General features: G+C 28.0%; 11 protein-coding genes and 1 rRNA gene. 6 read left to right on the top strand and 6 right to left on the bottom strand.

Features of this window, described 5'->3' with window-relative positions:
• Positions 1-56: 56 nt before the first annotated feature.
• The 5 genes from rpmH to MCJ_RS03465 all read left to right on the top strand — a co-directional run bounded on the left by rpmH (position 57) and on the right by MCJ_RS03465 (position 4,746).
• On the top strand, positions 57-200 hold the full coding sequence (gene rpmH, locus MCJ_RS03485; protein WP_041594562.1) for a 50S ribosomal protein L34: 144 nt from the start codon (positions 57-59) through the stop codon (positions 198-200).
• A 15-nt stretch (positions 201-215) separates the two neighbouring features.
• Complete coding sequence (gene rnpA / locus MCJ_RS03825) at positions 216-560, top strand: ribonuclease P protein component (protein WP_041594561.1); 345 nt, start codon at positions 216-218, stop codon at positions 558-560.
• A complete protein-coding gene (yidC, locus tag MCJ_RS03475) occupies positions 541-2,364 on the top strand; it encodes a membrane protein insertase YidC (RefSeq protein ID WP_012751907.1) in 1,824 nt (607 codons plus the stop codon). Before rnpA ends, yidC begins: the two co-directional genes overlap by 20 nt.
• A gap of 176 nt (positions 2,365-2,540) precedes the next feature.
• Entirely contained in the window at positions 2,541-2,750 is a 210-nt protein-coding gene (locus MCJ_RS03470; protein ID WP_012751906.1) for a hypothetical protein, read from the top strand.
• Positions 2,728-4,746, top strand: a complete 2,019-nt coding sequence (locus MCJ_RS03465) for a heavy metal translocating P-type ATPase (protein ID WP_012751905.1) — start codon at positions 2,728-2,730, stop codon at positions 4,744-4,746. Before MCJ_RS03470 ends, MCJ_RS03465 begins: the two co-directional genes overlap by 23 nt.
• Positions 4,747-4,799: 53 nt before the next feature.
• Here the strand turns inward: MCJ_RS03465 and MCJ_RS03460 are convergent, their stop codons facing one another.
• The 6 genes from MCJ_RS03460 to MCJ_RS03435 all read right to left on the bottom strand — a co-directional run bounded on the left by MCJ_RS03460 (position 4,800) and on the right by MCJ_RS03435 (position 12,900).
• Positions 4,800-7,271, bottom strand: coding sequence for a valine--tRNA ligase (locus MCJ_RS03460; protein ID WP_012751904.1), 2,472 nt, complete (start codon positions 7,269-7,271; stop codon positions 4,800-4,802).
• Positions 7,272-7,284: 13 nt separating this feature from the next.
• Positions 7,285-9,183, bottom strand: a complete 1,899-nt coding sequence (locus tag MCJ_RS03455; protein ID WP_012751903.1) for a ligand-binding sensor domain-containing protein — start codon at positions 9,181-9,183, stop codon at positions 7,285-7,287.
• 8 nt (positions 9,184-9,191) lie between these two features.
• On the bottom strand, positions 9,192-10,109 hold the full coding sequence (locus tag MCJ_RS03450) for a hypothetical protein (protein WP_012751902.1): 918 nt from the start codon (positions 10,107-10,109) through the stop codon (positions 9,192-9,194).
• 62 nt (positions 10,110-10,171) lie between these two features.
• Entirely contained in the window at positions 10,172-11,740 is a 1,569-nt protein-coding gene (locus tag MCJ_RS03445; protein WP_012751901.1) for an MATE family efflux transporter, read from the bottom strand.
• 2 nt (positions 11,741-11,742) lie between these two features.
• The gene (gene greA, locus MCJ_RS03440) at positions 11,743-12,228 is read right to left on the bottom strand and encodes a transcription elongation factor GreA (RefSeq protein ID WP_012751900.1); all 486 of its coding nucleotides are present in this window, start codon (positions 12,226-12,228) and stop codon (positions 11,743-11,745) included.
• A 30-nt stretch (positions 12,229-12,258) separates the two neighbouring features.
• Entirely contained in the window at positions 12,259-12,900 is a 642-nt protein-coding gene (locus tag MCJ_RS03435; RefSeq protein WP_012751899.1) for a BC85_0335 family putative methyltransferase, read from the bottom strand.
• Positions 12,901-13,196: 296 nt separating this feature from the next.
• On the opposite strand from MCJ_RS03435, the gene MCJ_RS03430 reads away from it, so the two are divergent.
• Positions 13,197-14,730 (top strand): 16S ribosomal RNA (locus MCJ_RS03430).
• Positions 14,731-14,951 lie beyond the last annotated feature (221 nt).

The following is a 14,951-nucleotide window of genomic DNA, read 5'->3' as shown; positions in this document are numbered from 1 at the left end:
ATTACTTTAATCATAATTGTTGAGTACCATATAAAAAATAGAAAAAGGAGAATAGTATGAAACGAACTTATCAACCAAATAAATTAAAACACATTAAAACACATGGATTTAGAGCGCGCATGCAAACAGCAGATGGTAGAAAAGTTTTAGCTGCAAGAAGAGCAAAAGGGAGAAAAAGATTAACCGTTTCTGATAAATAGTTAATCTTTGTAAATTTGTATAAACTCCAAATTGTTTCTAAAAATTGGCAGTTTCAAGAAATAATCGATAGCAAGCAGCAAATTGTTACAAAAAATCTAATACTTTATTATAAGAAATTTACAAATTTTGAAATTGGTATTTCAATACCTAAAAAATTTGCAAATTCAGTAAAGCGCAACTTTTATAAACGACAAATAAAAAATGTTTTAAGAAAATTAATAAAGAATTATGATCTTCCAAATTTTAGAATTATTTTAATCACTAGAAAATCTTTTTTAGATCTTAAGTTTGTACAAAAAGAAGAAAAAATACAAAAAATATTTGAAGAATTGTTGAAAAATGTCAAACAAGCATCCTAGACCAAAGGCATACGAGTTTTTTAATCCTAAACCCAATAAAGATAAGAAAAAAATTAATTTTACTTGAAAAGGTTTCTGAAAAGTTATCAAAATTTTCCTTTACACAATGATTTTTTCATTCACTTTGACAGGGTGTATTCAATCATTTGTTGTTAAATCAAGCTCTAATGTTGGTGAAGGTACAGAGTTCTATCAAAACGATAAAACTGTTATACCCAATTATACTATATTCAAAAAAGATGAAACCAACCCAAATGCTTTAGTTAGAACAACAACCAAAGGCAATAATTTTTTGGTTTCAGCCGATAATAATAAAATTGATGGCCAAACTATTTTGGAATCCCTGAAAAAACAAAGCGAAAATAATGGATCAAAATCTACATATTTTGGTGATTTTAGTTCTTTAATTATTTTTGAAAATGAAAAAGGTTTTGAGTATTTGCGTGGTGATAAAAATAATGAATTTTTATTTTTTACTTCAGCAGATAAACAATATATACAGAAAAATAACTGAACCCCAATTTTTATACCATCTCCTAAATTCTTGGTTCTAATTAAAGATGAAAAATTTGTAAGAGAAGGATTATTTTATACACAAACAGAACTAACTAGTGATAATAAAAACGTTTTACAAGTAAGAAATATAGACAAGTTTTTCTATAAATTAGATAATAAATTACCACCTGTATATCGACCTTATTCCACATTTGCAAGAGATGTATTTCAATCCATTTATAACAAAATACTAACTTTAGATCAATTTAAAGATGGTAAGTTAGAAGCTCTAATTAATAAATTTGAGGCTGTCAAAGGCGTTGATTTCGATGCAAATGACTTTAAAACCTTGACAAGTTATGCCAACACTATAAAACAATTATTACCTACAACTAATTTCACAAAATTTGATATAGCAAATAATACCTATACATACAACTTAGATGAGCATGCAAAACCACAAACAATTGCTTATCAAAATAAAGATGCAAGCAGACCAATTGTTACATGAGGTGATTCATGAAAATTAGGTCCATTTTACTCAATATTTGTTTATCCATTATCTAAAATTATTCTTTCAATTTCAGAATCTCAATCACTATCACAATGAAATGGATGAATCACAGTTTTAGCTATTGTTGCAGTTGTTGTCCTTACTAAAACTCTTTCATTTATTTTTAGATTTAAAACTATTTTTGGACAATCAAAACAATTAGAATTACAAGCTAAAAAAGCAAAAATTGATGCAAAATATGAAGCATATCAAAAAAACAAAGTTATGCAACAAAGACAACGTCAAGAAATTGCTGAGTTGTATAAGAAAAATAATTTCTCCCCATTTGCACCATTTTCGCAAGTTTTAGTTACTACCCCAATTTTTATAGCAGTTTGACGTGTTCTTCAAGGTATCCCAAGTCTTAAAGTAACATTCTTTTTAGGCTTAGAACTTTCAGCAACATCTTACCAACAATTATTTGCAGGACAATGAATTTACCTCCCTATTTTAATTCTAGTTGTTGTCACACAAGCTCTTCAACAATTAGTTCCTAAGTGACTTAACAAGAAAAAAACAAATAGAATTATTAACGCTTCAGAGTCTGAAGCTATGAAAAAACAACTAAAAACACAACGAATTATAACAATTGTTTTTATTTTCTTTGGAGTAGTTTTCCAAGCTTCACTTCAAATTTACTGAATAATTGGTGGAATTTGAGAGGTAGCTCAATCACTTGGGATATTCTACCTTCAAAAATCTAAATTTTATCGCGATAAAATGCAACCTTTCTTGCGCAAGAAGAAAATTATTTAAAAAAAGAAAAAAATGACTTGATTTAATTTCGGGTCATTTTTTCTTTCCTTTTTTTAAATAAAAGGAAAGATTTTACCAAGGTGGCTTTTTTGCTTTTTGCAAAGTTTAATATGATAAAATTTAAACCGTTTTAAAAAATAATAGTTTTAAAATATTAATTACATAAGGAGAAAAAAATGACCACCAGAAGATTTGATGTCAATATCAAATGTGCAAGTTGCAAAACAAGTTTTGAAAAACTTTTTAGCAAATATGAAGACCTAACTTGAAAGATTAATATTAGTGAAAAGATCTTAAAAATAACAGCCGATGAAGAAAAATATACAGATGAATTTATCGAAGAACTCTTAGGTAGTATAGGTTATGCTTCCCAACGCATCGACTAAAAAAGACAATTTTAAATTTAAATTTAATATCTTTAAAATTGTTTTAGAAGTTTCAATATTTATATATGTTTTTGCCATTTTTTTAATAAAAAATACAAAAAATGATATTTTAGCAAATATCACAACTAGAACAACACTGATAAGTGTTTTATTCGCTTTAGCAATTATAGTAATTTCTTTAGAATATAAATACTTTTTAAGTTATAAAAAAGTATTTAAAAAAATTATTACAATGGATTTGTTGATTGCAGTTGCCTCTCACATTTCCTTTATTTATTCGTTAGTTAACTTTATAATAAAATTAGCAAATAAAGATTATCAGCATCTAGAAATGGAGTTTGCTGAAGTTTCAATAGTATTATTCCTATTCTTTAATATCGGAAAATATATCGAATCTAAATTACAATCTAAATCTAATGTCGGAATTAAAGATTTATTAAAATTAAAAAATAAAAATTCCTTTATTTTAGTAGATGGTAAAAAGCAAGAAATTCCAACTTTTAAAATTAAAGTTGGTGATCTTGTTTTAGTTCCAAAAGGACAATCAATCCCTGTTGATGGAGAGTTGGATTCTGATTTTGCTAGTTTGGATTATTCTTCAATTACAGGTGAATCCCTACCAATTGACTTTAAAAAAGGTGATAAAATTTTGTCAGGAAGCATCAACATAAGTGATGTCATAATAATTCGAGCTGACAAAAAATCAAGCGATTCATTTTTAACACAAACTATCAATAGATTAGAAACTATTTTTGAAGAACCTTCAAAAATAGAAAAAGTTTCCGTAAAAATAGTTAAATATTTAACCCCAAGCATACTAGTATTATCAATTCTAACTTTTATTGTATGAACAATAGTTTCATACTCTATTGGAGGTTTTGAAAAGGTTTATCCATCCTACCGCGGACCTAGAAATTCTGGAAATATCGCAGGTGCTATATACCCAGCCATTACAGTTTTAGTTATTTCCTGTCCATGTGCCTTCGGAATTGCGGCTCCTATTGCTATTTATTCATCGTCAATACTAGCATCTAAAAACAAAATTTTGTTTGCAAATTCCAAAATTTACGAACAAATTATCAAATCCAAGTTTATTGTATTTGATAAAACAGGTACTCTAACCTATGGAAAACCACAAGTTAAAGCATATCAAGGTGATGAAAATTATTTAGATATAGCAAAGCAATTAGCACAATCTTCCAACCACCCTATTTCAAAAGCGATTGTAGATTTTGTTAAAACCCCAAGCAAAATCATATCAACTCAAGAGATACCAGGAAAAGGTCTAGTATACAAAAAAGGTGATGAGCTTTATGAGTTAATTTCTTTTGAATATGTAAAAAAAGACTATAAAAATATAGAACAATTTGATTTTTCAGAAATCGGAAATTATACTGTTCTAGCTAAAAACCAAGAAATTGTCCTAGTATTTTTAATTATTGACAAAATTAAAAAAGACTCAAAAAGCATCATTAGTTTATTGAAAAAAGAAGGTTTTGAGTGTGTTATTTCTTCAGGTGATAATGAAAAAAATGTAGGTTTTGTAGCTCAACAAGTTGGAATTACAAGATATTATGGAAATCTCAATCCTTTTGATAAGGAAAAAATTGTAAGCGAATTACAACAAGAAGGACAAGTTATTTTTGTCGGTGATGGAATTAATGATATTTTAGCAACCAAAAAAGCATCTTTATCAATGTCTTTTGAAAATGGATCAAACTTAAATAACTCAATTTCAGATGTTAGTTTATTAAAAACTGATTTATCTCTAGTTTATAAAACTATAGAAATTGTTAAAAGAACTAATAAATTAGTAAAAATGAATTTCATTTGAGCTATATTCTTTAACTCATTATTTATTCCTTTAGCAATTGCAGGGATGATATTCCCAGTTTTAGCAATGGCTTTAATGTTCTTCTCATCTACATTTTTAATTATAAATACGTTATTTTTCAAAAAAAGAAATGAAAAATTCTTAGACAAAAAAATAGTTTAACACTAACTTTCACTAAAAAACAACCTTTAAAGGTTGTTTTTTAGTGAATTAAATTATATTTTTTTAAGATAGAAATTTAATTTTTCTTTGTATTTGTTTAATTTATCTTCTTCTTCTTCAATTTTGTGCTTTGGGGCTTTATTTATAAAACCAGGATTAGATAATATTTTTTGAGCTCTTTCAATTTCTTTTTTTATAAAAATAATTTCATTATTTATTTTTTCTGATTCTTGCTGTTTTATTTTATCAGTTAATAAAATAGAAATTTCAAAATTATTCGATTTAACAACAACACTCTTGTTATTTTCTCATTGAGCAAAACTTAATTTATTTATTAAAGCAATTTGTGATTCTTTTAACTCTTTATTAAGAATGCAATATTTGATTGTTTCCTTTTTGGATATTTGGTATTTTTCTCTAAACTGACGAATATTAGTAACTATTTCAATAATTTCATCAACTTCAACAGTATTTTTTTTAGCTTTTAACCTTGGTGCTCTATTTTCTAGTAATTCTTCTTGAAAAATATTAGAAAACAAATAATCAGTTAAAAAAGGTAAAAAAGGATGAAGAATAATGAGTATTTTTTTTAAAATTCTTCGTGGATGATATCCATTACCATCAATTTTTATTAATTCAATATATCATGATGAAAAGTCGTTGTAAATAAAGTTTTGAATCTCTTTACCTATTATACTAAAGTTGTAAGTTCTCATATATTTATTAATTTTTTTGTTTAAATTATGAACTTTATTTTCTATTCAATCATCAATTTGGCTTGCTTTTGTTTTCTTATAACTAAGTGAGCCAATATATTTAGATATATTTCATAATTTATTATTAAGAGCCCAACCAGGATTTAACTTTTCCAAACTAAAGCGAATATCTTGTCCTGGAGTTGAGTTAAAAATCAAAGTTTGCCTTAAAACATCAGATCCATATTTATCTATAATTTCCATAGGATCAATCCCATTTCCTAATGATTTAGACATCTTTCTACCTTGAATATCTCTAATTAATCCATGAATTAAAACCCTTTCAAAAGGCTTTTGCTTAATAACATTTAGAGATGAAAAATACATGCGAGCTACCCAAAAAAAGATGATATCTCAACCGGTAACTAGCAAACTGGTTGGGTAATATTTTTGCATAAATTCTTGATTTTGCGGTCAACCTAGAAACACAAAAGGACTTATTCCTGAAGAAAACCAAGTATCTAAAACATCATTTTCCTGAATTCAGTTTTTACCTGGTGATTCTTTTTGAACTTTAATTTCATCATCTTTGTACCAAACAGGCATTTGGTGTCCTCATCAAAGTTGTCTAGAAATAGTTCAATCATGAATGTTTTTCATTCATTTTTGAATATTTTTTTCAAAATTTTTCGGGTAAAATAGCACTTTATCTTTTGAGCTTAAGTGCGCAAGCATATCGCTTGCTAATTTTTTCATTGAAACAAATCATTGTGGCTTTCTTAAGATTTCAATTATTTCATCACTTCGCTGTGAAAAACCAACATTGGAAATAATATTTTCTTCTTTAATAAGAAGACCTTCTTCCTTCATTTTTAAAGCTATTTTAGCTCTTGCTTCAAATCTATCTAAGCCTACAAAACCTGTAACAATGTGGGTTAATTTACCTTCGTTATCAATAGATTCAGGAGATTCTAGGTTGTTTTTTTCTAAGATATCAAAATCGGCCATACTGTGAGATGAAACCTTCATGGCTCCAGAGCCAAATTTTATATCTACATAGTCATCGGTGATCACTGGGATTGCTTTTTTAGTCAAAGGATTGATAACTTTTTTACCAACAAATTTCAAATATCTTGTATCTTTAGGGTTGACCGCCACGGCAGCATCGCTCGCGATTGTTTCGATTCTGGTGGTAGCAATTTCTAAAAATTGGTCGCTATCTTCAATAAAGTATTTTAAATAATACATCTTTTGTTCAATAGACTTATTGATGACTTCAACATTGGAAATGGCAGTTTGAAATTTAATATCTCAGTTGATTGCACGATTACCTTTGTACAAAAGATTTTGTTTGTAGAGGTGAATAAAAAAGTCGCTAACAGCTTCTTTTGCGCCTTCATCAAGGGTGAATCTTTCCTTGCTATAATCGTAAGCGATACCTAATTTACCTCATTGTTTGATAATTTTTTGGTATTGTTCATCTTTTCATTGGTAGCAGAGTTCTAAAAATTTTTCTAAGCCAAGATCTTCCTTTTTTATACCTTCTTTATTAATTTTTTCTTCTACTTTTGCTTGTGTAGCAATCCCTGCGTGGTCGACAGCAGGCAACAAAAAAACATCAAAATTTCTTATTTTTTTGTACCGAATAATAGTGTCTTGCAAATATGTGTTTCAAGCATGTCCAAGATGCAGTTGGCCGGTAACATTAGGTGGTGGTGTAATAATGCAAAAAGGTTTTTTAGGGTTGTCACTAGCTTTAAAATATTTTTTTTCAATTCATTTTTGGTTAATATCTTTTTCGACCTCTATGTGATTGTATTTATTTTTCATAAACTCTCCTTATTTAAATATCAATAACTAAAACATCTTCAATTTTTTTACTATTGTTGTTGTTTTCTGTTTGTTTTTGAGTATTTTGTCCATCTTCTTTTACTATTGGTTTTCAATCAAATTTAAATTTTTCAAAAGTGTTGATTGTGTAATTTTCTTTGACAAGAAAGCTTTGTTTTTGAATTTGCTTGTATAAATCAAGGTGGATATTGTCTAACTGATTTGTATCAAAAGTAAAGTTTTCATAAAAATTTTTCGCATAATTTGTTTGCAATTTTAGTGGTAAATCAACTTGTGGGTTGTATTCAATAAGAGTTCCTTTTTCAACAAAAAGCATTGCAATTCCTTTTACTGGTTCAACCGGTTTATCACAAAAAATAATAATTTGAGTTTTATTATAATCTTTTATTAGTTTGGAAATTAGCATATTTGCATATTTTGGTTCAAAAAAGAAGTCTTTGCAATTAAAAACTACTCTTCGGTATTTTTTTAATTTTGTTTTTAAAAATTCTAAATTAAACATATCTTCAACTGATAAAGATGAGTAAATATTAAACAATTGACTAAAATTTGTGTTATTATTTAAACATTCATTGTAAAACAAATTTTTGTTTATAAAATTTTTAAATCCTAAAAAATTCAAATTTAAAAGAGAAATAAAATCATTTAGTAACACTTTAATAAAAGTAAGAAAATCAAAATTTTCTATATTTACATCAGTAAAAATTGTTTTGTGGTTAATAATGTGTTTAATTTGGAAAACTAAAGACAAAATATGATATTTTAAAAAGTAAGTGTTAGTTTTTTGTAATTTTTTCTTTTCTTTAGTTAACTCATGATCTCAAACAATTTCAGCATGTAGTTTGTTTTTTTCATTTAAATACATGCGTTTGTAAAAAGGGTTGTTTTTTTCAAAGTTTTTTTTATTTTTATTAAATATTTCAGCTTCAATTTTATTTTTCTTATTTAAATCTTTTTTTTGCGCTCTTTTTTCTCTAACAAAATTTATCATGTATTGTTTAAAATATCTATTAAAATAATCTGCAACTCTTATTTCGTTGTTTAATTCTCGTTTATTCGTTGCTTTGTGAATTCATTTTTCAAATTCACCATAAAGGGTTAAAACTTGTTCGATTTCTAAAGACTTAACTAGTTTGTTTTCTTTTAACGATTTTAGAAATAATTTAAACCCAACTATAAAAATTTTTTGTATTTGTAAATTATCTTCATCATTTTTTATGATGTTTTTTTTACTTTCCCTTATTATTTCTTTTATGTTATTGGTAAAGTTTTTTAAAAAAATACGTTTTTTATGAGAATTTTCTCTGATTTCTCTAATCCTTTCCCTTCTTTTTTTCTTAATAATTTCTAATTCACTTTTCAGAGGTGTGCTAGTCCATAATTTTTGTTTAAAATTGAAAAGATAAGAAAAGTTTTTGTGAAAAAATTCATATTTATTTCTTATAAATACAATTTTATTTAAAAATTCATCAAAGTTGATGTTCTTATTTTTAAAGGATTTCAAATCTAATAAAAGTTGTACAAGGATTTTATGACTCTCAATCATAGCAAAAGAAATTAATTCGCTATCATATTTTTTATAACTATTGTCCGGTTTTCAAAAATTAATTAGTACGTTATGAATGATTTGATCTTTATATTCATCAAATTTTCCCTTTGTTAAAAAATGATAAAAAGTACTTTGGTTCCCGCGTTCAATAATTTCACCTTCATCAATAACAAAACCCTGATTTCATCTAGAATCTGTAAGTATTTTAATAAAATTTTTAAAAAAGTCATCATCTGATGAATAGACAATTAAGTTTTGTTTGGCATCAATTTGCAGTGTAAAAAAATTTCAAAAATTATTTTTGACATTGTGAAAAATTAATTTACTATTGTTTGGTTTCATAATAAATTTTATAAAGAATAAGATATTTTTTTGTGTACTAAAGGAACAACAGCTCTAGCTGTAAAATAAATAATAGATAAATTAACCCAAATTTTAATTGGTGAAGTTATCAAGTGAGATACCAAAGCTGTCTCAAAATTAGCAAGCGCTCCTGATTGTACATCACCAAGTGAAGCAATGATGCTAGCAATAGGTTCGTGAACAGCTGAAAAAGCAACAATAGGAACAATTGTTAAATAGCGATCTTTTTTAATGAAGAATTTTAAAAATCTAGCAATAAAAATAAAGACAATCATTGAAGTTGTACCAAAAAGAATGAGGATAACAAAGCTAGTTTTGTTTTTAATAAATCTGTTATGTTCAAAATTGATATTTGGGGAAAAGAAAACCACAGATATTATAATAGCTAAAATAGCAACTAAAATTATATTACTTATTATTCAATAAAAATTTAGTAAATATTTTTCTTCATTTCAAGCTTGAATTTTTTTGATTTTATTTTCTAAATTATTTATATTTTCCTTTATTTTTATACGACTTTTGTCATCTTGGCTAATTATAAAATTGGCTTGTAGAGAAGCAATTTTTTTACTAAATCTTTCAAGTAAATTTTCTTTTTCAAATCATTGTTTCCCCTTTTTTACAAAAAGTCAAAAAAATACACCAGGAATAAATCCAGTGATAGATATATAAACAGTGTAATATCAAGAGTAAACCCCAGGCACAAACAGGAAAGTAATGATATCCGATAAAAAACCAGTAAGTAAACCAACAATTGGTCCAAAAATAAATCCAGTAATTTTGATAGGTAAACCAATAATTGCTAAACGAAAAGTAGGTATTATTGCAAAAGGAGCAAGTCGAGTTCCAATAATTAGCATAATTACAGAAATAGAAATAAAAATAGCTACAAATGAAATTTGCATACTATTCCACCTTTTTATTGTTTTCATAATACCTCCTTGTTTTATAATATTATAATCTAAAGTTAATTAATACCCTCAACTTTGTTATTAATTGTAATATTTCGTGCTCAGTCAACTTTTAAATAAATAGTTTCAAAAACTATTCATTTAATAATATCGGAACTATAAAAAATTAGAGTTGTAATAATTAATTTTTGCGAAACATCTGTAAAAAAAGGTAGAAAAATAAAGACATCCAGAACTTGTCATAATACTTGAAAAAGCGCTAATCCAAAATTTCATAATGAACTAAAATTAGAACGGCCACCAGATGAGATAATACTCATTGAGGTATTTATTTGCACTCACAAAGGATTTATTAAGACAATCATCAGTCCAACTCAAAATATTTGTTCTAAGTAAAATTGACTAGCAATTTTTTGCTGTTGACTAATTAAGTTTTCATCAAGGCTTATTTGGTTTTTTTCAAAATAAGAGTTTAAACCTTTTGCCACTTGTTGTTCAATTCCAATAGTTAGTAAATTAGTTTGTGTTAAAATAAGAATGAGAATAAAAGTTATTGCTGATAAAAAAATAGAAAAAATAAACATATAACCTTTAAGCATTTTGGCATTTGATTTAGCCTCTTCAATTTGATTTAAACCTAATTTTCTTCCAACATTGATGGAAACATTTGATTGGATAGAAGCAAAAGCTACCAAAAGAATAGTTGAAATAGTTGATGTAATTCCAGAAACAGTTATAAAACCAATTCCTCAATAAATATATAAGTGATCCATTGAGTCAATACCAATTGAGCCTTGTGGTAAACCTTGTGACCAAAAAATAGCACGGAGAGAAATAGAAACTGATGCAATTACAGTTAAAATTAACCCAGGAAATCTTTTTATAAATTGATACCAAATTTCTTTTTTAATACTGAAAATTTCTCAGATAATTAATCGAACTTCTTTTTTATAAAAGTATTGATATATATATAAACTAGGTGCAGTAATACCACGAGCAATTACAGTAGCTAAAGCCGAACCTACAATACCCAAACTTGGGATTAAGATCAAATTTAGAATAACATTAATAGCTAAAGTCATAAAAGTTAAAATTGTTGCAGCGCGTATAGAACCACTTTCACGAAGCATTGAAGAAGTAGTAATTGTATAAGCAAATAGAACCCATGAAAAAGCAATAACAAAAAGATATTGTCTAGCAGCAGTGATGGTGTTTTGTATTTCTTTGACATTAGTGTTGTTTTTTTGTACTAATTCTATCATTTTATCCGGCATACTTCAAGCAAAAGCACCTAGTAGCAATGCGAAAAAAATGTTTAAAAGTAAACGAATATTATTGATTTGTCTGGCACGGATAAAATCTTTTTTCCCTCAATATTGACTAAAAATAATTGAGCCAACAACATTAATTGAAGCTAAAAAAGAAAAAGCAATCCCTGTCCACACATTAGCTAAACCAATAGCGGTTACCCCACCACTAATTTGAGAAACCATAAAATTATCTACAAAGTTATTAAGAGAAATGAACAAAGAGGATAAAACTAATGGAATGGTAATCTTTGAATAAAGTTTTCATTGCTTTGCTGAATTTGGAAAATAACTTTTTACTTTATGTAAAAAGTGCATAATTAATTATTTTCGACTTTCAAAATACGCACAGAATACTTTTCAATGGTATCAACATCTAATTCGTCACCTTCATGTTGACCCATAATAGCTTGTGCAAAAGCTGAAGAAATAGAAATTTTATTTTGGAAAGGATCAGCATCAATAGAAGAACCAACTATTTGAAAAGTGTTGATTTTGTTGTTTTTTAAATTTTCGATAGTAACTTTAGATCCCACTGAAATACTAGAACTTCCAGTGTTTGTGCGAATAATTTGTGCTTTTGTAATAATGGCATCAAGCTCACGAATTCGTGATTCGATAACTCCTTGTTTTTCACGAGCAGCATCGTACTCGGCATTTTCAGATAAGTCACCTTGTTGACGAGCATATTTTATTTCTTCAATTACATTATTACGTTCAATATTAATTAAATTATTTAACTCTTGTTTTAATTCTTCTAACTTTTCTTTAGTTAAAAGTATTTGATTATTACTATTTTTTTGCATTTTAAATTCCTTCCTTTTTTGGTTTAGATATTATATTTTAATAGATTTTTCTTTTTTAATAATAATCAAGTTAAAATAATAATCTAAATAGTATTTAATATTATTATATTTAAGATCGTTAAGAAGATTTTTTCTATTTTTTCTCTCTAATTTAATTACAAAAATACCACCTTCATCTAATAATTTATAAAAAAAGTTTAAAACTTTCCATTCATTTTGGTAATTTGAATTAAAAAGATAGATAAAATCATAATTATTTTCAGGTTTATCTAATATTATAATATTATTTTGTGTTATTTCTTTTTTGTGATCTTCAAATTGCTTTAATATTAAATGTTCTTTTAAAATATAAGTGTTAATTTTATTCATTTTTGCACTTAAAATCGACAATAAACCATCTGTTTCTAGAAAAAGTGGTTTTTTATAATTATAAGTATCAATAATATTTAATATAAATTCTACCTCTTCAACAATCAAATTTGTATTTTGTATTTGATTAACTATATCATTTATTTTAATATTTTTTTCTACTAATAATTTATCATTATTTAGCTGTTGGTACTTTTTTACAATTTTATTTTTTTTGATATTTGATATTATCAAGGTTATAACAGTTATTGCTATTGCGGCAAAGATTGATACTATTAATATATTTCTAATTATAGGGTTCATAAAACATCTCTATTATATATTATATAATTTATACAATTACTATTTACAAATAATATTTTAGCTAAAAACTAGTGCTTTTAAAAAAATAAAAAAATTTTCTTGGTTTTTTTGTTTTATATTGTAAAATTAATTTTGCTCTTTTGAAATAAGGCGAGCAACAAGAAAAAAAATAAAAAATTTTCTTGGTGTTTTAAAAAAATATAGTAAAATATTATTTACGCCTTAAAAACAAAAGGCAGCATTAGATCTTTCAAAACTAGATACATAAGCAAAACCATTTAAATTAAACACGCAATTTTTTTGAGAGTTTGATCCTAGCTCAGGATGAACGCTTGCTGTGTGCCTAATACATGCATGTTGAACGGGATGTTTTAGTTTACTAAAACATTTAGTAGCGAATGGGTGAGTAACACGTACCTAACCTACCTTTAGGATTGGGATAACTACTGGAAACAGTAGCTAATACCGAATATAATATTTTTTCGCATGAAGAAATATAGAAAGGAGCCTTTAAAGCTTCACCTAGAAATGGGGGTGCGGAACATTAGTTAGTTGGTGAGGTAATGGCTCACCAAGACAATGATGTTTAGCGGGGCCAAGAGGTTGTACCGCCACACTGGGACTGAGATACGGCCCAGACTCCTACGGGAGGCAGCAGTAAGGAATTTTCCACAATGAGCGAAAGCTTGATGGAGCGACACAGCGTGCAGGATGAAATCCCTCGGGATGTAAACTGCTGTTATAAGGAAAGAAAAAATCAAATAGGAAATGATTTGATCTTGACGGTACCTTATTAGAAAGCGACGGCAAACTATGTGCCAGCAGCCGCGGTAATACATAGGTCGCAAGCGTTATCCGGAATTATTGGGCGTAAAGCGTCCGTAGGTTTTTTGTTAAGTTTAAGGTTAAATACTGAAGCTCAACTTCAGCCCGCTTTAGATACTGGCAAAATAGAATTATGAAGAGGTTAGCGGAATTCCTAGTGTAGCGGTGGAATGCGTAGATATTAGGAAGAACACCAATAGGCGAAGGCAGCTAACTGGTCATACATTGACACTAAGGGACGAAAGCGTGGGGAGCAAACAGGATTAGATACCCTGGTAGTCCACGCTGTAAACGATGATCATTAGTTGGTGGTATTAAATCACTAACACAGCTAACGCGTTAAATGATCCGCCTGAGTAGTATGCTCGCAAGAGTGAAACTTAAAGGAATTGACGGGAACCCGCACAAGCGGTGGAGCATGTGGTTTAATTTGAAGATACGCGTAGAACCTTACCCACTCTTGACATCCTTGCAAAGCTATAGAGATATAGTGGAGGCTAACAAGATGACAGATGGTGCATGGTTGTCGTCAGCTCGTGTCGTGAGATGTTAGGTTAAGTCCTGCAACGAGCGCAACCCCTTTCTTTAGTTACTAACGTGAAAGACGAGGACTCTAAAGATACTGCCTGTGTAAGCCGGAGGAAGGTGGGGACGACGTCAAATCATCATGCCTCTTACGAGTGGGGCAACACACGTGCTACAATGGCTACTACAAAGAGACGCAAGACGGTGACGTTAAGCAAATCTCAAAAAAGTAGTCCCAGTTCGGATTGAAGTCTGCAACTCGACTTCATGAAGTCGGAATCGCTAGTAATCGCAGATCAGCTACGCTGCGGTGAATACGTTCTCGGGTTTTGTACACACCGCCCGTCACACCATGGGAGTTGGTAATGCCCAAAGTCGGTGAGTTAACTTCGGAGACCATTGCCTAAGGCAGGACTGATGACTGGGGTGAAGTCGTAACAAGGTATCCCTACGAGAACGTGGGGATGGAACACCTCCTTTCTACGGAATTACACAATTTTAATATTGTAAATATTAAAAACTGTAAAAATTAATCTCCATTTTATTTTTTACAGTAATTATCAAATTTTGTTTTTTATTTTAAAATCCTATAAATTTATTTTAATTAATTAAATGGTATGTATCTAGTTTTGAGAGCTCTAATGCTCTTAGTTCTTTGAAAACTGAATAGTATCAAAAATATGTAATAAATTTACATATTC

The sequence above is a fragment of the Mesomycoplasma conjunctivae genome, assembly GCF_000026765.1.
Lineage (GTDB): Bacteria > Bacillota_I > Bacilli_A > Mycoplasmatales > Metamycoplasmataceae > Mesomycoplasma > Mesomycoplasma conjunctivae.
This window is presented reverse-complemented; position numbering and strand designations above follow the sequence as displayed.